The organism is Streptomyces zaehneri (assembly GCF_032248645.1).
Classification (GTDB): domain Bacteria; phylum Actinomycetota; class Actinomycetes; order Streptomycetales; family Streptomycetaceae; genus Streptomyces; species Streptomyces coriariae.
Map to the genome: position 1 here is coordinate 17142 of NZ_JASTTJ010000043.1, position 19028 is coordinate 36169.

At 69.6% G+C, this 19028-nt stretch carries 18 protein-coding genes and 4 pseudogenes; 10 read left to right on the top strand and 12 right to left on the bottom strand.

All coding sequences use genetic code 11. The features are described from left to right. Nucleotides 1-28: 28 nt before the first annotated feature. Nucleotides 29-619, top strand: coding sequence for a TetR/AcrR family transcriptional regulator (locus tag QQM72_RS39315; RefSeq protein ID WP_314225615.1), 591 nt, complete (start codon nucleotides 29-31; stop codon nucleotides 617-619). Nucleotides 620-1030: 411 nt separating this feature from the next. Here the strand turns inward: QQM72_RS39315 and QQM72_RS39320 are convergent. Further along, nucleotides 1031-1309 (bottom strand): annotated as a pseudogene (locus QQM72_RS39320) (alpha/beta fold hydrolase); the annotation flags it as partial. A gap of 203 nt (nucleotides 1310-1512) precedes the next feature. On the opposite strand from QQM72_RS39320, the gene QQM72_RS39325 reads away from it, so the two are divergent. The 6 genes from QQM72_RS39325 (at nucleotide 1513) to QQM72_RS39355 (ending at nucleotide 6261) form a co-directional block, all read left to right on the top strand. Continuing rightward, entirely contained in the window at nucleotides 1513-1953 is a 441-nt protein-coding gene (locus QQM72_RS39325) for an ALF repeat-containing protein (protein ID WP_314225616.1), read from the top strand. A 226-nt stretch (nucleotides 1954-2179) separates the two neighbouring features. After that, nucleotides 2180-2953 (top strand): hypothetical protein, encoded by a 774-nt coding sequence (locus tag QQM72_RS39330; protein WP_314225617.1) that lies wholly within the window; start codon nucleotides 2180-2182, stop codon nucleotides 2951-2953. A gap of 332 nt (nucleotides 2954-3285) precedes the next feature. After that, the gene (locus QQM72_RS39340) at nucleotides 3286-3555 is read left to right on the top strand and encodes a hypothetical protein (RefSeq protein WP_314225618.1); all 270 of its coding nucleotides are present in this window, start codon (nucleotides 3286-3288) and stop codon (nucleotides 3553-3555) included. Nucleotides 3556-3915: 360 nt separating this feature from the next. Continuing rightward, nucleotides 3916-5199 (top strand): cation:proton antiporter, encoded by a 1284-nt coding sequence (locus tag QQM72_RS39345; RefSeq protein WP_314225619.1) that lies wholly within the window; start codon nucleotides 3916-3918, stop codon nucleotides 5197-5199. 129 nt (nucleotides 5200-5328) lie between these two features. Beyond that, the gene (locus QQM72_RS39350) at nucleotides 5329-5472 is read left to right on the top strand and encodes a hypothetical protein (protein WP_314225620.1); all 144 of its coding nucleotides are present in this window, start codon (nucleotides 5329-5331) and stop codon (nucleotides 5470-5472) included. A gap of 282 nt (nucleotides 5473-5754) precedes the next feature. After that, nucleotides 5755-6261 carry a MarR family winged helix-turn-helix transcriptional regulator gene (locus tag QQM72_RS39355; protein WP_314225621.1) on the top strand — a complete coding sequence of 169 codons (507 nt, stop codon included), beginning with the start codon at nucleotides 5755-5757 and terminating at the stop codon, nucleotides 6259-6261. Nucleotides 6262-6267: 6 nt separating this feature from the next. On the opposite strand, the gene QQM72_RS39360 is transcribed toward QQM72_RS39355, so the two are convergent. From QQM72_RS39360 to QQM72_RS39390, 7 genes and pseudogenes are all read right to left on the bottom strand, one after another. After that, entirely contained in the window at nucleotides 6268-7479 is a 1212-nt protein-coding gene (locus QQM72_RS39360) for a PP2C family protein-serine/threonine phosphatase (protein WP_314225622.1), read from the bottom strand. A 28-nt stretch (nucleotides 7480-7507) separates the two neighbouring features. Further along, entirely contained in the window at nucleotides 7508-9202 is a 1695-nt protein-coding gene (locus QQM72_RS39365; RefSeq protein WP_449657444.1) for a PP2C family protein-serine/threonine phosphatase, read from the bottom strand. Nucleotides 9203-9419: 217 nt separating this feature from the next. Continuing rightward, nucleotides 9420-10012, bottom strand: a pseudogene (locus tag QQM72_RS39370) (anti-sigma regulatory factor); the annotation flags it as partial. Then, nucleotides 10009-10458, bottom strand: coding sequence for an anti-sigma regulatory factor (locus QQM72_RS39375; protein ID WP_314225623.1), 450 nt, complete (start codon nucleotides 10456-10458; stop codon nucleotides 10009-10011). The gene QQM72_RS39375 and the pseudogene QQM72_RS39370, both read right to left, overlap by 4 nt. Beyond that, nucleotides 10455-10823, bottom strand: a complete 369-nt coding sequence (locus QQM72_RS39380) for an STAS domain-containing protein (RefSeq protein WP_314225633.1) — start codon at nucleotides 10821-10823, stop codon at nucleotides 10455-10457. Before QQM72_RS39380 ends, QQM72_RS39375 begins: the two co-directional genes overlap by 4 nt. 41 nt (nucleotides 10824-10864) lie before the next feature. Further along, entirely contained in the window at nucleotides 10865-11758 is an 894-nt protein-coding gene (locus tag QQM72_RS39385; protein ID WP_314225624.1) for an STAS domain-containing protein, read from the bottom strand. Nucleotides 11759-11905: 147 nt separating this feature from the next. Next, complete coding sequence (locus QQM72_RS39390; RefSeq protein WP_314225625.1) at nucleotides 11906-13069, bottom strand: PP2C family protein-serine/threonine phosphatase; 1164 nt, start codon at nucleotides 13067-13069, stop codon at nucleotides 11906-11908. A gap of 148 nt (nucleotides 13070-13217) precedes the next feature. On the opposite strand from QQM72_RS39390, the gene QQM72_RS39395 reads away from it, so the two are divergent. Continuing rightward, a complete protein-coding gene (locus QQM72_RS39395; protein WP_314225626.1) occupies nucleotides 13218-13703 on the top strand; it encodes a MarR family transcriptional regulator in 486 nt (161 codons plus the stop codon). 35 nt (nucleotides 13704-13738) lie between these two features. Here QQM72_RS39395 and QQM72_RS39400 read toward each other — a convergent pair whose 3' ends face one another. Beyond that, entirely contained in the window at nucleotides 13739-14383 is a 645-nt protein-coding gene (locus QQM72_RS39400) for a hypothetical protein (protein ID WP_314225627.1), read from the bottom strand. Nucleotides 14384-14616: 233 nt separating this feature from the next. Beyond that, nucleotides 14617-16050 (bottom strand): serine/threonine protein kinase, encoded by a 1434-nt coding sequence (locus tag QQM72_RS39405; protein WP_314225628.1) that lies wholly within the window; start codon nucleotides 16048-16050, stop codon nucleotides 14617-14619. 132 nt (nucleotides 16051-16182) lie between these two features. Between QQM72_RS39405 and QQM72_RS39410 the strand changes: the two are divergent. Both QQM72_RS39410 and QQM72_RS39420 read left to right on the top strand, forming a co-directional pair. Beyond that, nucleotides 16183-16530 (top strand): annotated as a pseudogene (locus QQM72_RS39410) (transposase); the annotation flags it as partial. Nucleotides 16531-17000: 470 nt separating this feature from the next. After that, nucleotides 17001-17651, top strand: a complete 651-nt coding sequence (locus QQM72_RS39420) for a hypothetical protein (protein ID WP_314225630.1) — start codon at nucleotides 17001-17003, stop codon at nucleotides 17649-17651. 32 nt (nucleotides 17652-17683) lie between these two features. Here the strand turns inward: QQM72_RS39420 and QQM72_RS39425 are convergent. Further along, a pseudogene (locus tag QQM72_RS39425) lies at nucleotides 17684-17966 on the bottom strand (ATP-dependent helicase C-terminal domain-containing protein); the annotation flags it as partial. Between the two features lie 386 nt (nucleotides 17967-18352). Then, complete coding sequence (locus QQM72_RS39430) at nucleotides 18353-18850, bottom strand: hypothetical protein (protein ID WP_314225631.1); 498 nt, start codon at nucleotides 18848-18850, stop codon at nucleotides 18353-18355. Nucleotides 18851-19028: the final 178 nt, after the last annotated feature.

Genomic DNA, 19028 nt, shown 5'->3' on the forward strand with positions numbered 1-19028 from the left:
CCCTTCCGGCGCACAAAGGAGCAAACGCGTGGCCCGTTACGGGAAAGAGCACAAGCAGACGACGAGGCAGCGGATCATCGAGACCGCCGGCCGCCGGTTCAAGCGGGACGGTATCGACGGCTCGGGCATCTCGACGCTGATGGCGGACGCCGGACTGACCAACGGCGCCTTCTACGCCCACTTCGCATCCAAGGACGACCTCGTGGCCACCGCGGTCGCGGACCAGTTGCGCGCCCAGTACGCGAACGTCATCGAGCAGGCGGCCCCCGGCATCGCCGGACTCGAGCAGATCGTACGGTGGTATCTGTCGCCGCAGCACCGCGACAGTCCCGACGACGGCTGTCCCTCCGCGGCACTCCTCGATGAGATCGGGCGCTGCGCGGACGAGACCAAGCAGGCGTACACCGACGGCGTGCTCGCCGTCATCGACGGTATCGCCGCTCGCCTGGCGCCCACCGATCCGCGCTCGGTGCACACGAGGACCCTCAGCGTCTACGCCATGATGGTCGGAACGCTGCAACTCTCCCGCGCCCTGGCCGACCGGCGACTCTCCGACGAACTCCTCGACGAGGGCATCCGCAACGCCCTCACTCTGCTCGGCGTACAGGAGACCCGCTGACGCGCCGCAGCAGGTCTTGTCTCCAAGCGGTATGAGAAGGGCTCGATCATCGGCCGAGTAGCCGACGTCGATCTGGCCGCCTGATGGGAGCTGACTCGTCCGCGACGGTGGACAGCCGGGACGTGATGTAGGGGGCGTATCCGTCGCCGATCTTGTCGAGCCGACTGGCGGGCTGGGTGTAGACGAGGGTGACCTTCGGCAGGGTGATCGAGGCAGTGCAGCGCGTGTACGCCGACAACGACCGCAGCGATCTATCGGCCGCTGACCGTCAGTCAACTCACCACTGGGCACCGGAGGGCACCCGTCTACATCCCACCCACCGGCGGTGCAGGTCACGCGCTGGTCCGTGACCCCCGACCGCAGCCAGTCCGTAGGCGAAGGAGGGATCTTCCTCTCCCGGGGCACGGTTGCAGCGACGACGTCGGCGACATAGGCGGCCCGGGAGACATCCTGCGGATGACGCTCGCTCGCGCCGTGCCCGCGCTGATCGACCGCGAAGACCCGATACCGGGCAATCAGCCGCGAGGCCACCACCTCCCACTCACCCGCATGACCAGCCAAGCCGTGCAGCAGCACGACCGTCTCCCCCGGCCCGCCCCGGTCCCGGCAGACAAGCCGAACCCCGTCGAGCACCACCACACGCTCGGACCACACCACGACCGCCCCCAGGAATCGTCTCCTCCCGTTCATGCCCCGACAGCCACGAGCCGCGCTCAAGGCCGCCCTTCTCGAAGGCGCGCCGCCATGAAACACCGGCCACGTTCGCGGCGACGGTGCCCTGCGACCGAAGCGGGGCAACTGCCACTGTCAGACCCAGGTGGCAGCATCACTGAAGTGAACGCCCTGAGGCGTCCTCAACTCACGTCCGTAGCACACGAAGAGGAGCATTCCCCTTGCGACTGCATCGCGTAGCGCCCGGCATTGCCGCGGGCATCCTCGCCCCGGCCCTCCTGCTCGCCACCCCGTCCTTCGCCGCCACGGCGGCACCGACCGCGGTGACGGTGCCCGCGGTGTCCTCGTCCGCGGACGAGCCGGACGCCGACGACCTGAGGGTGGCCATAGTCCGGATCCTCGCCGACCCGGACAGCGGCCGGCGTGTGACACGAGAAGCCAACGCCCTCCTGGACGCCAACGACCCCGACGCGATGCGCGCCTGGCTGGAGACCGGCTACCGCATCGCCCAGGCCGAGGACGACCGCGTCGCCATCGCCCGCATCCTCGCCGACCCGTCCATCAGCCCGGCCCTGCGCGCGGCAGCCAACGCCGCCCTCGACGACAACACACCCGAAGCACTGCGCCACTTCCTGGAAGTCGGCAGGTACCAGATCGCCTGACCGGCACGGCGCCGCACCACAGCGCGTCGCCCGAGTGGCACCCCCTGCCGCACGCCCGGTCGCCGGAACACCGAGAATCCGGGCGGGCCGCCTGCACCTCTGTGTGCCGGCGGCCCCGCCCGGCAGGCCCTGTGCCGGCTCGGCGCCCTCCGCAGAGCTCTGTGGTCTCGCCGCCCGGTGCGGCATGGACCACTGACACCTCCGACAGCAGAAAGCACATTCTTCGATGACCACACAACTCCTACGCACCGAGCGCAGCGGTCCGCAGATCGCTTCCGTCGTGACCGACCTGCCGTTCAAGCCTCAGCTCGTCAAAGCGGTGTTCAGGGACGTGACCTCGTTGCACGTCTCCCGGCCGGCCGCGTGGGCCGCCGCGTCGGTGACGCGGACCGTGCTGACGGAGATCATCGACGGCGCGAGAAGCGCGGCCGCCGAGGAGGCCAGGAAGAGGCTGATTCCCAAGGACCTCATCTCGGCGATCGACCGGAACGTCGAGGTGGAGGTGGGATCGGCGTGGTACCTGCACAGCCCGACGTTCCACGGCCTGATGGGCGAGGTGCGCAACGCCGATGGTGCGCTCGTGTCTCTTCGTGAGCGTCGCGGGGCGCGTACACCGAGTGGTGTGGCCGGCGCCCATCGGTTCGAGGCCGGGGTGAGAAGGCTGTTGGGGAGCCGGGGGGTGAGGGCCGTCCCGGCGATGGTCCGCGACCTGGACGGAATCGCGAGCGTGTTCCTGACGGCCCTGGCCCGGGACGCGGCCAAGGTCGTCCGCGAGGGCGGGGTCAAGCGGTTCGGGACGGTCAGCCTGGTGGTGCCGGGCGAGCCAGCCCCGGCCCCGCTGCTCAAGGACCCCCTCCTCGCCCTGTCCACCCGCCGCGGGGACGGGCGCACTGTTGGCGGGGACGACGTCCTGGCCGCCGTCACGATGCAGCTGTTCGGCGATCTCAGACAACGCGCCATCACCGAGGCAACCGAGATGACACGGACGTCGGCCAACTGATCGGGCCCGCCCCTGCGCTCTGCCCACTGCGCACGGTTCCCACGTGTGCGCGGCCCCCGGAATCTGCCGCCCGCATTCGGCTCCGGTCGGCTCGCGAGAACGGGCTCGTCGCACGGGCGCGGACCGCCGGCCGAAGGCACCCCACGGGGAAGACCTCCCTTAGAGCGTGCTTCGAGCGCGCCTTCTCCTGGCTCCACCAGTTCAAACGACTCCGCACCCGCTATGAGCGACGCGCCGACCTCCGTCAGGGCCTGCTCGAACTCGCCTACGGAGGATTCGGACCCGATGGCGGGCTTGCCTCCCTGACCGACGGCAACCGGGCTCCAGGGCACTTGCGCGACTGGCCGTGCGCGGCCGGCGTCCACGAACGCAACCTGTCAGAGGGCCTGCCACCATCGTGGCTCTTCCTCACCTACGGCGGCTGCACGATGGAATGGCATGTCTCATTGAGCGCAGTCGACAACCCAGTGCTTCTCTACGACGCCGACGGCCACACCTTCGGGGAAGGCCGTCACGACGGCCTTCGCCATGCGACCGCCTCACTACGGAAATGGCTGTGGACCTGGGCTGACGGCGGCGACGTCTGGGATGAAGTCCTGTGACTGGTTGCGAGCAGGAGTGATGCGCATCTCACGTCCAGCTCATTCTGAAACGGTCAGTAGTTAGGTAGGGATCGGACCGGGAGCAGAAGTCCTCGGTGATGTCACCGGCTGTCGGGTCCTGGACACGTGGAACCCGTCGCCTGAGGACGTCCCCCACCCGATCCCCGGACCTGTCGCCATGCTCAGCCCGCGGGGATCGGCGGGGGCGGTTCTCGTCGGCCTCGTATGCAGCCACCGCGCGTTGGGCCGATCGGGCCGAGCCGGGCGCGTTCGGAGCAGGGTTCCCGCAGGACTGACCAGCGTCGCCATAGGGTCGGAATTCGCCTCTCTGCGCGAGATGGGCGTGAGGAGTACGTGCGGATGAACGGCTGGGCCGTCGTGGCCGCCGGGGGCGTGGTCCTCGGATACGGGGCGCTCTCACGGCGCCTGTCGAACACGGTGCTCTCGGGACCGCTGGTGTTCATGCTCGTCGGTCTGTCGATCGGCCCGCTGGGCCTGGACCTGCTGGACCGGGTGAAGGATCCCGAGGTCACGCGGACGCTGCTGGAAAGCGCGCTGGTTCTCCTGCTGTTCGCAGATGCGGCGAGAATCAAGACCCGGGACCTGCGCCGGGAGGAGTTCTTGCCGCTGCGGCTACTCGCGGTCGGCCTGCCGGCCACGATGGCTCTGGGGTGGCTGGTGGCCTGGCCGCTGCTTCCCGGCCTGGGTGTGTGGGAGCTGGCCCTGGTCGCCGTCATCCTGGCGCCGACGGACGCCGCGCTCGGGCAGCAGGCCTTCTCCAACAAGAAGGTGCCGCCGCTGGTCCGCGGGGGCCTGACCGTCGAATCCGGTCTGAACGACGGCCTGGCCCTTCCGTTCTTCGTCCTGGCACTCGCGGCGGCGGGCGAGGGCCACGGCCACCCGGGCGTCGCCGAGACGTTCGTGCGCGCGCTGCTGCTGAGCGGCGCGATCGGAGTCGCGGCCGGCTGGAGCGGGGCTAGTCTGTTGCGCTGGTCACTCGCCCGCGGGTGGAGCAGCTCCGACTGGCGACAGTTCCTGGCACTCGTCGTCCCGGTCATCGCGTACGTCCTGTGCGCCATGGGCGAGGGCAGCGGTTTCATCGGCGCCTGGGTCGCCGGACTGGCCTTCGGCATCCACCTGCGCCACACCCCCGTCGACCTGGGCATCCCTGCCCAGGACTCGGACCCCGCGCAAAGCACGAGGTTCACCGAACGCCTCGGCCTCCTCCTCGCCTCGCTCAGCTTCCTCGTCTTCGGCGCCGTGATCCTGGGACCCGCACTCCAGCACCTGACCTGGCGTCCGGTCGTCTACGCGCTTCTCAGCCTCACCGTCATCCGGATGCTGCCCGTCACACTCGCCCTTGTCGGCACCGGCCTGCGCCCCGCCTCCATCGCGTACATCGGCTGGTTCGGCCCGCGCGGGCTCGCCTCCCTCGTGTTCGGCCTGCTCGCCCTGGAAGAACACCTGCCCGGGGAAACCCTGCTGAGCGAGGTCATCGCCGTGACCGTGGGCCTGAGCATCACCCTCCACGGAGCCTCGGCTCCCGTCCTGGGCGACCGCTACGGCACATGGTTCACCAGGACACTCCGCACGGAACCGAATCTGCGGGAGAACGCACTCGCGCAGCACGACGGCCCACGCTGATGAGGTCGGCAGCCTTCCGGGGACAAGAACGCCGAACCGCCGCGAGACCAAACCGCCGCCGTGCCGGAAAACCCCGTCCTGCCCATGGCAACGAGGACTACAAGATCGAAGCGATCTCACCCAGGACAAGTGACGACGAGCACTACCGACGGCACGAACTATCCGATGATCACCCCCGTCCAGGCGCTCGAACACCTCGACCAGTCGGAACTCGACGAGGAAGCGCGCGAGGTGTTCCTGTCCGGCGACGCTCACCGCCTGTTCACCCTGTAGACGTCCTGGACGTGAGAGAGACTTCAGGCGCCGCAGGAAGCCACTGTCGGGCAGCGCTCGACGACGGTCAGCAAACGACGCCGCCACCGCGGAGTCGTTGAGCAGCGCGGTGAGTGTGAGGGAGCTCCGGGGATGCCTGATCCCGGGGCTCCGGGTTTTGCGGGCCGGTGTACGCCAGAGGAGCCGTCGGCAGAGACTGCTTGCTCAGCGGATCTTCGGGTACTTCGTTTTGAATAAGCATGGTATTTGCATGGCCTCGGGCTTACTGAAAGTGACTTGCTCGTGACGCACCTCGACGGCGCCGACGACGATCAGGCTGATGGACCGGACAACGGTCCCGAGGCCGTCGCGCTCGATATAGCAGGTGCGGTGGAGAGCCTGACAAACCTTTGGGCCGTGGCGGCACAGGATCCGGCGCTGCGACTGTCTCCGCACCAACTGAAAGCGTTGCGCGTCCTGAAAACGACGCCGGGACTGAATCTGACGGCGCTGGCCGATCACCTGGACATCGGAATGCCCACGGCCAGTCGACTGTGTGACCGACTTGAGGCTGCCGGCCTGCTGGAGCGCGGGTACCACCCCCTCAGCCGCCGCGAGGTGCAGCTGCGCCTGACCGCGCCTGGAGGGCGGGTGCTGGCGGAGGCGGCGCAACGCCGAGCGCAGGCTCTGACTGTCGTGCTGCGGGTGATGGAGCCGGTGGAAAGGGTCGCGCTGCGTCGTGGCCTCAAGGCCTTCTCCGATGCGCAGGAAGCCGCGTCGTCGCGGTCCGAGCATCCTGACCGCCGGTGACGTGCGTCAGTGCGCACTCACCCGGTGGCGCGCCTCCTTGGTATCTCGGCCGTTCCAGTCCAGGCAGACAACCGCGGCGTCGGCGGCGAGATCCCCACTGCCGCAGTGTTCCATCAGACCGGAGACGATGGCGCGCGCGGCCTCGTGCGGGTTTTCCAGTCGTGTGGCGCTGAGTGTTTGGCGCAGGGCCTGTTCGCCGAATGAGCCGCCGTCGGCTGCAGGTGCACTGTGCACGCCGCTGCTGACCGCGATCAGCCGGTCACCCGGTTCGACCTGGAAGGTCTGCTCGTCGTAAGGGGTCTCTTCGAACATGCCCAGCGGGTCCTGTGCTTCGAGGGTGACCTGCTCGAGGGTGTCGCCGCGCTGGCGGTAGAGCTGGGGCGATCCGGCGTCGACGGCGCGAACGACGCCGGTGTCCAGGTCGAACTTCAGCAGCAGCGTCGAGGCGTACAACTTGCCGCCGTACTGGGCGAAAAGCGCCTGGTCCGCGAGGCTGGCCTGATCAGCGAGCCCGATCCCGGCCCGACGCGCGTTGCGCAGGGCGCCGACGGTGAGGCTGGTGAGCAGGGAGGCTTCGATGCCCTGTCCCATGCCGTCGGTGACGGTGAGAGTGAGGTGGTCGGCTTCGGTCGACCAGTCGAAGTTGTCGCCGCCGATGGTGTAGGCGGGCTCCAGGTGGGCGCCGATGACGTACTCCTGCCGGGCGCAACCCCGGCCAGGGAGAAGCTGCCACTGCATCTCGGCGGCGAGAGTGAGGCGCCGGGTGCGGCGGGCCTGCAGGTACAGGTCGGTGTCGCGGTCGGCGGCGGCGACCTCATGGGCCAGAGCGGTGGCGAAGTCGGTGAGCCGCAGCACGGTCGCAGGATCGGCCGCGCCGCTGGGCAGACGCACGGACAGGATGCCCAGCCGGTCGCCGCGGACGGTCATGGGCAGATGGACGAGGTGAGCGGGCGTCGAGCCGGTGGACACTTCGACGACGGGAGACTGGCTGGTGAAAGCGCGTCCAGCGGGCCCGTCGTGCGCGGGGACCGGGTCTCCGGTGTGCGGCAGGTGGGTAACCGGTTGCAGGACGCTCAGCGCGTAGTCGGCCAGGAACAAGGTCACCTCCTCGGCTCCCACGCGCTCGGTCAGGAGACGGCGGGTGGTGGCGACCAGTTCATGGGGCGCAGCAGCGCGAAGCCGGCTCTCCGCGGACGGAACTGGTTCAGGTGTCTTCACGGCGTCCTCTCCCCTTGTTCCCTCCACGCTAACGCCATGGGCGCCGCGGCCAGAGCGTGGGGAGCTGACGACGGACAGGCCTGCCGGTTCCGTGTGCGACAAGTGCGTGCACGATACAGCGATTTGAGTGTCCGCAAATGGCCGGGGCAGTGGCGTGAGAGTGGTGTGGCACAGCCAGGCAGACGTCGTCGTCGCGTTCGGAGTCGTCCAGCAGAGGTTTGAACAGGGATTCTGCCGCCCCGTCCAGATCTTGCTGCAGTTCCGTCGTGCTCAGAGAGGACAAGGCTCGGGCGAGTCTGGCGATCCCGAGGGCGATTACCTGGGCACGGCGCTCGACCGTCCCGTCGGTGTAGAGAGCGAGGGTCGAGCCAGGTGGCAGCTCGATGGAATGGTCCTTGTAGGTGGCCGGCAGAGGGACGCCCAGCACGATTCCCGGTCTGGTGTCGAGGACCTGCGCTGTCGCGTCGGGTGTCCGCACCAGGGGCGACGGGTGTCCGGCGGCTGCCCAGACAACAGTGGGACCGCCGGGTCTGAACCGGGCGATGGCTGCCGTCGCGTACAGGTCCCGTTGCTGGTGGCGCAGCAGTCGGTGCAGGCGGGTGAGGAGCTGGGCAGGGCTGTCGCCTTCGACGGCGTAGGCCCGCAGGGCGGTGCGCAGTCGTTCCATCATGCTGGCGGCGCGCAGTCCGTGGCCGGTGACGTCCCCTATGACGGCGAGCAGGCTCCCGTCGGGTTGGGGGAACGCGTCGTACCAGTCGCCGCCTATGTTGGGTCCGCGGGTGGCGGGCAGGTAGCGGGCCGCCAGGAGCAGGCCGTCCGTCGTGGGCAGGTCGGTGAGCTGGGCGCGCTGCAGGGCTTCGGCGGTGTCTCGGTGCTGCTCGTAGCGGCGGGCGTGGTCCTTGGCGATGCCGATGCGGCGTGCCAGTTCGACCAGCATGAGGCACGTGTCGGGGTCGAATCGGGGTCCGGGCGCTGCGAGCGTGAGCACTCCCAGGGTGCGGCGGACGCTGAGAGGTAGGCACAGCAGCGGTTGGGTGGGGGCCAGGAGGGACTGCGGCAGGTCGTCGACGCCGGGCAGGTCGCCGGGATGGGCGGCGGCGTGTTGCGGGCGGCCCGTACGGGCCGCAGCCACCGCGGCGGCAGGCCGGTGACCGCTGGGCGGGACCTGTTCGTCGTCGAATATCCAGACGTCGACGTGGCGGGCGTACTCCGGGACCAGGAGTTCCGGCAGCCGGCGCATGACGTCCTCGTGGTCGAGGGAGGAGGTGCCCTCGGCGCTGGCGTCGGCGAGGAAGGTCAACAGGCGTCGCGCCTTCTCCGCTTCGGTCCGGGCATCTCGTTCGGCTGCGAGCAACTTGTGCTGAACCAGCGCCGAGGCGTCGAGTTCTGCGTGGAGCGCCAGAACGCCCTGGTTGGTCTGGTGCAGTTCCTCGCGGTGGAAGCGGACCAGTTCCTCTTGTTCGTCCAGGCGGGCCAGGATGGTCGCGGTGTCGTCGTCCGACGCCAGGAGGGCCTCGGCGAGTCCGGCCTCGTCCGGTGCAAGCAGCTCAGAGCACGGGAGGCGGGGGGAGGCCAGTGTGAGCCGCCAGGGCGAGGGGAGGTATGTGGCCTGCCGCCGGCCGGACGCACGGTGACCTCCAGGTGCCCGCGGGTGTGCGTGTCGGGCACGCCGGCCGGGCGTATGCGCAGGAACAGTTCCCGGACGCCGCCTTGTTCGAGGCACTCTCGCAGGGGTGCGGTGAGCGAGGTCAGCAAGCGTGCGTGCTCGATCACGGTGACGTCGGCCTGCGTCGCGAGACGGGCGAGGAGGATGCGGGCGCGGGCCGCATCGACAGGTGAGCCGATCGTCCAGGTACGGGAGGCGGCGGTCATGGGCTCAGGTCCGGCCGTCAGTGGCCAGGACGGCCACGCTGGCGTCGTCGAGCAGGGGGCGGGCGTCGCTGCTCCCCGTGGCCGAGCCCGTCGGCCAGCATCAGGGTCACCTGTGCGCCTGTGCGCCTGAGCGCACTGAGCTCCAGGCGTCACCGGAATGCTCGGCCCGTGCCAGGGGGACGTTGACTCCCCCCGCTCGCGGGGACGACGGATGCTGACCTGGCAGGACACGCGGGGAAGCCGGCTCGTGGCCTGTGCGGGCCACCGCGCCTGTTCCCCGTTCAGGGGTGCTGTGCAGGTCGAAGTCGTTCGCTACGCGCAGGCAGGTTTCCAGTCCCGCACCCAGTGAGGCGGCGGTGGTGTGACCGTCGCGCAGCGCCACCGTGACGTCGGCGATGCCCGGGCCGTGATCGAGGGAGAGGAGCTGGACCGAGGGCGGCCGGGGGACGCCGCCGGCCGGTGCCCGGCCGACGAGATTGATCACGATACGGCCGCCGCCGGCGTGCTTGAGGAGGTTGGTCGCCAGCTCGGTGGCCACCAGCGCGGCGACCGCGGTGCGGTGGGGACCAAGTCCGGCGCGGGCGGAGGCCGACTCGGTCGCCACACGGACGTCCCGGATCCGGGTCGAGTCGTGCACGGGGATGTCCCACACCCGGCTCACCGCGGCACCGGCTGCGGCGCAGGCGCGCCGCCGGCCCAGGCGACGACGGTGACGGTAGTGCCCTGGCCGGGCCGGCTGTCGAGAGCGAATTCCTGCACCAGTCGTCTGGCGCCGCTCAGGCCCAGGCCCAGGCCGCCGCCGGAGGTGTAGCCGTCGGTCATCGCCTGGTCGAGGTCGTGGATGCCGGGCCCGGTGTCGACGAAGACCAGCCGTAGGCCCCTTGGTTGCTGGTGGTCCAGTGGGGTGATCTCCACGTGCCCGCCGCCGCCGTGGATGAGGGTGTTGCGGGCCAGCTCGCTGGCGGCGGTGACCAGTTTGGTCTGTTGCACCAGACCGAATCCGAGGCCGGCTGCGGTCTGCCGGACTCGCTGGCGCACCCAGGCCAGGTCCGCGTCCGAGCCGATGGGCAAGGTCGTCGTCTTGGCGGGGTGGGAGGCGTGCGTCATGGGCCGTCCTGCGCGCCCGAGGACACGCCTGCTGGCTCGTGCCGCCCGAGCAGTTCCCTTGCCCGGTCGACGTCCAGCGCGGTGTGCGGTCCCGGCAGAGTGAGCCCCAGCTCGACGAGCGTGATCGCCACGGCTGGCCGCATGCCGGCCGGCACTGTGCGTGCGGCCAACAGGCGGGCGGTGGAGGCGATGTCGGCGAGGATCCGCCCCGGGAACGAGTCGACGATGTCCACGCCGGAGATGTCGATCACCACACCGGTCGTCGTACTGTGCGCGATGCGGTGGGCGATGTCTTGCTGGAGCTGCTCAGCCGTCCCGTCGTGCAGTTCGCCCTGCAGGGTGACCAGCAGGATGTCCCCGAGCATCACGACCGGAACCGGGGCTGCGGGCGCGAAGTGACGGGGATTCACCGCCGGCTCGCGCCGGCCGGCATGCGCGGTGCGACGGCGATGTTCTGCCGGTTGAGAGCGTATGCCAGGGCGTCTGCCAGCGAAGTGCGGGTGACGATGGTCCCCAGGTCGATGCCGAGATGGACGATGGTCTGCGCGATCGCGGGGCGGATGCCGGAGACGATGCATTCGGCGCCCATCAGCCGGGCTGCGGCCACGGTCTTCATCAGGTGCTGGGCGACCAGGGAGTCGACGGTGGGGACGCCGGTGATGTCGAGGATGGCGTACCGGGCCCGCCCGGAGACGATCGCCTCCAGCAGGCTCTCCATCACCACCTGGCTGCGGGCGCTGTCCAGGGTGCCGATGAGCGGGACGGCCACGATGCCTTCCCACAGATTGATCACCGGGGTGGCCACTTCCAGCAGCTGCTGGCGCTGCCTTTCGATCAATTCCTCGCCTGTGCTGAGGGCGGTCTCCATCACCACCAGACGCAGGGTGCCCATCAGCACGGTCAGAGCCAGGAGACACTCCTGGGACGGCGCGTCGGACGGGTTCGCCCGTTCGCCTCGTAGCAGGCCGATCGTCGGCTCGCGCAGGTCGGCCACTTCGTCGGCTATCTGGGCCCGAGTGGTTCCCCCGCGGGTCCGCGAGGCCGCCATGCGCGCGAGTTGCTCACGCACCGGGCCGAAGCCCGGCGCCATGATGTCTTCGAGCCGCCCGGAGGCGGCCACCACGGTCAGGGCGTCCACCACGGCTTTGGCCGCCTCCACCGCCTCGTCCCGGGATACGGTGAAGACGGTCCGGAACAGGGCCGCGTCGGCCCATCGCTGAGCGATCTGTTCCTGACGGCGCTCGAGGAACGCTTCGACCTGCCGTGCCGCCGCTCGGGAGGCCGCTTCCTGCTCTGACACCTGCGTCTTCTTCCTGTGGATGCGGGACCTTCGCGGCCACCGGACGGCAGGCGATGAGCCAATAGTTGCCGTATGACAAACATTAGCGTCTGACGCACCGTGCAAACAACGCGCACGGAACTCCGAGGGGCTCAGGCACGGTGACCGTCACGGCCGCCCCCGCCAGTCCAGGCAGACCACCAGGGCATCGTCGTTTGGTGCCGCCTGGCCGCGATGGCCCGTAAGCTCCCGCAGGACGGCCCGGGGGACGTCTGCGGCGGGGAGCAGCCGGGTGGACAAGATGGCTCGCGCCAGAGCCGCGTCCCCGTATGCCTCTCCCCCGGGAGAGGCGACCGCGTGCACCCCGTCGCTGACGAAGACCAAGCGGTCGCCCGGCTCGACGTCGAAGCGCTGCGCCTCGTAGGCGGTCTCCTCGAACATGCCCAGCGGCAGCTGCGCCTCGAACGTGACGTGCTCGATCGCGCCGTTGCGCAGGCGCAGCAGCTGCGGAGAGCCGGCGTCCACGACCAGGGCCCGCCCGCTGGCGAGGTCGAAGTCGAACATGAGGACCGACAGGTAGCAGCGGCCCCGATAGTGGGCGTAGACGGCCTGGTCGGCGAGGGCCGCCTGGTCGGCGAGGGAGATACCGGCCCGCCGGGCGTTGCGCAGGGCGTTGACGGCCAGGTTCGTCAGCAGGGATGCCTCTATCCCCTCGCCCATCCCGTTGGACACGTACAGCATCAGCCGGTCGGCGGTGGCCGACCAGTCGAAGTTGTCGCCGAAGATCGCGTACGCGGGCTCCAGCTGGGCGCCGAGTTCGTACTCGGGACTGGCGCAGGACCGCCCCGGAAGCAGCTGCCACTGCATCTCGGCGGCGAGGGTCAGCCGGTCCTTGCGTCGGGCCTGCAGATAGAGGTCCGTGTCCCGTTCGGCCACGACCACCTCATGCCCGAGCACCTCGGCGATCTCGCCCAGCTCGCCCAGACGACTGCGCGCATGCTGCCCGCCTGGCAGGGTCACCGACAGCACGCCGAGCCGGTCCCCCCGCACCGTGACGGGAAGATGCACGCGCACCAGCCCCTCCGAGAGGCCCTCGATGAAAGGCTCCTGGGCGCCGAAGGCGCGGCCTGCCGGGCTGCCGTGCACCGACACCGGATCCAGCGTCTCGGGCAGCACGGTCACCGGCTGCAACACCGTCAGGCCGTAGTCGGCCATGAAGAGCTCGACGGAGTCAGCCGCGTACTCCTCGGCGAGCACACGACGGACGGCGTCGAGCAACTGGTGGGGTGCCGCCGTACGCAGAGCACGCTCGGCGGTCACAAATCTGTTCACAGTTGTAAATGCACCTATCCCTCATCAAGTGTTCACGGGTCTCACACATACAGCGCAAGGCGCCCATCCAGATGCACCCTGGTCCGATCCATCCTTAACCGGCTCGCCCGCCTAGTAGGCTGACGGTCATCCCAGTGCCTGCGAGAGTGTGATCGTGACTTCCTTCCACGCCCGCCCCGAGCCGGACGGGGCCGCGCGCGTGACCTCCACCGCAGCGGAGTTGCTGGAAGTTCTGTGGGGCCGGGCCTCGACGGAGCCCGTGTCCGCCTCCCAACTGCGCGTGCTGCTCATTCTCGAACACCAAGAGGGCATCAACCTGCGCACCCTCGCCGACAATCTCGCCTCCACACCGCCGTCGACCAGCCGACTGTGCGACCGCCTGCGTGCGGCCGGCTTCGTCGAGCGCGTGACGAGCCCGACCGACAGACGCGAGGTGCGCCTGCACCTCAGCAGCCGGGGCCACGCGTTCCTCGCCGATCTGCGCACGCGCAGGGAAATGGCACTGCAGGCGGTACTCAGCCAGATGCCCGGCGCCCAGCGGACCATGCTGCTCCAGGGGCTAGAGGCGTTCTGCCGCGCGGCGGCGGCGCAGATACACGACGACACCCAGAGCCCCGGAAGCCAGACCGCCTGAGCGGCCCACTTCGACGCCTCCCCGCCCCTCGCCGCTCAGCGCCGCCCACCGGCGCACAGAGCATCCTGCGCCCACCATGACATCCGCAGCCTCCCTGACCCCTGCCCGCGCCCATCTTCTTGCCCCACAGCAATAGTTGTCAAACAACAACTGCTTCGCTTGCGTCCATGGACCGCTTGCCGCCCGACAACCCGGCCGTAGCACCCCGGGGTCCGGCGAACCGCCGACCCGATCAGGCGACGGCGTGAACCTACGAAGTAAGGGGCGATGGACAGAAGCGTGGCACCGAAAAGGTACGGGAGGTCCACCGTGCACGCCATGAGGCGGAAGACCCCCAGCTCGGAAACACCCGGCAACGGCAGCTCGTGCACGGAGAGTGACCCGTGATTCTCTGAGGCCACGGCGCGAAGCTGGATCAGCTGCCGCTCACGGCGCTCGCGCCGGAAGGCGACGAGCGGCGCCAGTACGGAGATCAAGATCAGGGCGAGGATCTGGAGGGTGTGGTTGAGGTCCGTGAGGCTGGCACGTGTGACAGCGACCGTTACCTGAGCCAGGACGGCGATCGCACCGACCAGGGCTGCCATGCGGGGGCCGGCGAACGATGCCGTGATCGCGGGTGCCGCCATCAGGAAGGGACAGAGGTGGACATCGGGAGGGGCGAGAATGTCCACAACGGTCACGACTGCGATCAAGACGAAAGGCAGGACAAGCCGACGGCTCGACGCATTCCACGACCGGATCACTGTCCCGATCGTCGGCTGGAGTCCATACCTCCCGCATACACCCCAGTGCTCACGTGGCCACAGGACAGCCTCGTATGCCACGCCACCTTGACCCGCCCGGCGGGCGGACGTCCCGCCCAAACGGCCGTTGCGCCTCTCCGAGAGCTCGGCCCCGCTGAGTGTCGGTGCAGCTACTTCTTCTTGATTTTCGTCGCCTTTTCCGCGCTCTGTTCGTCGCCTTGACCTGTGGACGCCTTCTTCTTTCCTTGATCGGCCAGCTCGCTCGTGGTCTTCGTCGCAGGGCGCCCCATGGCATCGGTTGTGTCCTGCCGAGGGGCGGTGGTGCCTGGTGTCGGCGCCCCGTCGGTGACCGATTGCCCGCTCAGGTTTCCCGGTGCCGGGCTGACGCTCTGTGCAGGGGCGGAGACGGTATGGCTGCCGGATGGCTGTGGCGCGGGGGCGTCGTTGCCGTCTTCCGAGGTGCCGGAGGAAGGCGAGGTCACGGCTGAACCGGTGGCGGGGCGGGCCGACTTGTTCTCAGCGCTCTGATGCGAGGGACCGTCAGCGACGGCGAGGGTGGCGGCCATGGCCGCGGCCAGTGCGGCAGTTGCCCCGGCCATCAGAACGCGGCTCCGGGGACGAGCAGGTATGGAAGCGGCGCGGGAAGCCGCTTCGGAAACGGGCCGCTCCGGGAGGGGCAGCGGCGTCCTGCGGGTACTGGTGCTGTCACCTGTGGGGCGCCGGCTTGCAGCGATGCCCGTGGCACGGGCTGCGGGCCGGTGGGGCGTGGGGCCCGTGTCGGCGGACAGGGCAGCCAGTGTCAGCACGCAGTCGCGTGCCGTCGGGCGTGCCTGCTCGTCCAGTGCGGTCATGTCCCTCAGCAGGGCGGCGAGTTCCGCGGGGAGGAAGCACGGGAGGCCGGGCTGGCGGTGAAGGCGCGCTATTGCGGCCTCCAAGGGGCCGCCGTCGTACTCGAGCCTGCCGGTGAGGCATTCGAGAAGCACCAGACCCAGGGCGTAGACGTCGGCAGGCCGGCCGACGGGCTGTCCCAGGACCTGTTCGGGCGACAGATAGGCCGCCGTGCCGATGAGGGTGCCGGTGGCGGTGCGTGTGGTGGCATCGAGCAACCGGGATATGCCGAAGTCGGTGAGGTGGGGGTGATCGAACGCGTCGAGGATGACGTTGGACGGCTTGACGTCGCGGTGGACGATCCCCGCGTCGTGCGCGTGGGCCAGGGCGTCGGCGAGGCCGCCACCGAGTGCGGCGGTGGCTTCGGGAGACAGGGGGCCCTCGGCGATGCGCGCCTTGAGAGTGCGTCCTTCGATCAGTTGCATGACCAGGTAGGCGTCACCGTCGTGCCGTCCGGCGTCGTAGGCGGTCACCAGCCCGGTATGCTGCAGGCGGGCCAGGATCATGGCCTCGCTCAGAAAGGCTTCCTCTGTGTCGAAGCCGGTGTTCGGCCGGAACAGTTTGACTGCCACCGGCCGACGCAACCGCAAGTCAAAACCGCGATGGACGTCCGCAGCACCACCCGAACCGATGATCGCGTCCAGACGGTATCGGCCGGCCAGTATCCGGGCGGAGTACCGGGAGGCCAGTGCCGAACCCGACTCGCGGAACCCCATGCTCTCTCCCACCTCCGGCGTACGCCCGCTGGTGGCGAGCTCCGCACGCAGGTACCCACAAGGCACCGGACTACCCCTAGTACTGCAACGGCGTCTACCGCGACTGCTGGCCAGGTTCGTCGTGGTGTGGTTATGGGTGGGGGCCTTGCTGATGTGCGTGTGTGGGCGCGTGAGTTGGATGCGGTGCACGGGCGCTTTGTGCACTGGTTCAGCCGGTCGGAGCCGCGGGAGTCGCCGCTGGCTTATGTGCGGGGCCTTATCGCTCCGCTCAAGCGCAAGAACGGCTGGACGCTGGCCGAGGAAGCGGGCCATGGCGGGCCGGACCGTGTCCAGCGGATGCTGAACCGGATCGAGTGGGACGCCGACGAAGTCCTCGACGATGTGCGCCGCTACGTGGTCGACAACCTCGGTGACCGCGAGGCGGTGCTCATCGTCGACGACACCGGCTTCCTGAAGAAGGGCACCCGCGGTTGCCCTGTCGGCTCGATGTGTGGCCGTGCGTTTGTGCCGCTTTCTCGATGACCGGCTTGTTGGCGTCGAAGATCGAGGGCCACTTCACGCCAGAGCCCAGGAACTTCTGCGCGATCCCCCACAGCGTGTCTCCGGGCACGCCGTCGCCGGCATCGCCGGCATCGGCCAGGGCGTTCCCGTCCCCCGGGGTGTGCCGTGGTTCCCCGCCGACGTCGAGGAGTGGTCGGTGCGGTGGGTGCTGCCGCACCCGATCGAGGAGACCGCACGCCACGGCGGCCACGCCGACATCATCCGCGAGAGCCTGGACGGCCGCGACCCTCTACCCGCTGATGGCCGCCGCCGAGCAGTGGCCCGACCCGTGGTTCGAGCCCTGGGAGCCCGCCGCGCCCGCCGGCTGAGGGCTACGGGCCGTCAGAAGCCGTGCCCCATCGGCCGGATATGGTCGATGCGCTCTTGCGGACCGGTCCTACGCTGGAGGCATGGCCACCGATCCCTTGCTGAGACAAGGCCCCGACTCGACGGATCTGGTCCTGCGCGTCGGCCCGGCCGGGCCGGCGTGGAATGCGCTGACCTCGGCGGGGCCGGCGCTGTTCACTCCGCTCGCTCTGGGCGTGCCGACCCTGCTCGTCGCCTTCTGGATGGCGCTGGCCGGGGCGCGGGCGTCGACCGTGTTCGTGGTGGTGGGGGTGATCGCCGGGCTGGAGTACCTGATCGGCTGGCCGGCGCTGGCCTTTTCCCGGGCCCGGGACATCCTGCGGGTGGAGTTCGCGCCGGCCGGGGTGCCCGCGTCCCTGCGGTTGGTCCGGGCCGCCGGGCCGGACGACTGGCTGCCCGTCAAGACCCTGCGCGAGGTGCGGCTGACGCACAAGGTGGTGGAGCCGTACCAGGGGGACTACAAGTCGGCCGCCTCCACGCTCGCGCTGGAACTCGTCCTGCGGGGCGTCCGGGAGCGGCTCGCGCTCCCGTTCGGCGGCGACCCGCAGCGGCTCGCCGACGCGCTGGAGGACCTGCTCGGCCCGGCTGGGGTCGTGGTGGAGCTGCGCACCGAGCGCAGCACGCGCGATCGGCCTCAGCCCAACTCCGGCTGGACCTCCGGCGGTTCGGCCTCGGCCGGCTCGGGTGGCGGCTGACCCCGGGCTGCCCGTGGCGCTCCCCGGTTGGGCGCGTTCAGCCGCCGGGTCGGCTCGGCCGCAGCCGGGTCCTCCGGCCACGGGTCGCGGGGGTAGCGGACGCGGAGCTCGGCCCGCACGGCGCGGTAGCCCTCGTGCCCGAACGACGCGAGGTCGCCGGTGACGGCGGCCGGGTGCCCAGCCGGGGAGAGCAGGTGGACGGTCAGCGGGGCCCGCCCGTCCGCCAGCGCGGACGGCAGACCAGCCGAACAACTCTTGTATTTCCAACGCGAGTACGGGCCGCTCGCCGCTGTAGTCGACCCGGACCCGCGAGCCCGGCCATGGGGACCAGCGGGACAGTCGGTATCGGTGAGAACGATCACGATCGGTGGTAGCGGTCCGTCAATGCCCCCGCTCGGGTCGTGAGGCTCCGATCTTTTTCATCGACGAGGAGACCGCGATTCGTTACGCGGCCTCCGCACGGCAACTCATGGAGCAGTTGGCGGGATCGGCCGGGATGGCAGTGCCGCCCAGCGTGTAGCCCTGGGCTGCGTTGGGCGGCCACGCCCTGCGTCAGGCAGCCAGGCCCGGACGCGCCTGCGGATGATGGCCGCAGCCTTCAGGGATGGCGGAGCAGCATCGTTCGCGGCCAGCCAGGACACCGTTGGTTCAACGAACCGTGACGGCCCAGATGCTGCGAGGACGACCTGCGCAGACGGCAGTCACTGCGTGACGGTGACAGGAAGGTGCCGGGGGTCACCGGTACATCCGTAGAACTGCAGGGTGTAGCCCCGACTCACCGTCACCTGCGTGGGGTTGACGTTGCCCGGGTACGGGGGCGCATCGGCCTCAGGCTCGTCGCCTGCAGGCCGCCAGCTGCCGCTCTCTCCGTCCCACTCGCCGCTGGGGACGGTGAGCAACGGCGACGTCGGAGCCTGGCAAGTCGGACACCGGCGTTCATCTTCCTCGTCAGGCTCCCTGAATGTGAACGGGGCGGGCCAGCCGCCGGCCTTCCAGCCAGGCGCACCTGACAGATCACCCCGGTAGCTGAGCCCTATCTCGTCCTCCCACCGGTAAAGGCGCCTCCACAGTTTCTCCTCCAGCTCGTCAGCAGAGGGAAACTCGCGGACCTGTTCAGGATGCACCACACAAGGCGTGGGGATCAGGTTGTCATCACCGATGTACGCCGGCTCCGGCACGGCAACCAGAATGTCCGTCACATCGGCGGCCCGACGCCACCGCACCTGCACAGCTTCCGAGCATCCCTCGACCGTGAGGTTCCCCCGAGATGCGGAGGAAGCTGACAGCCGGTCAGATGGGACTCATGAGAGGACCTTTGACCATGGCTGCACCCCGGAAATACTCGCTTGAGTTGCGTGCCCGTGCGGTGCGGATGTA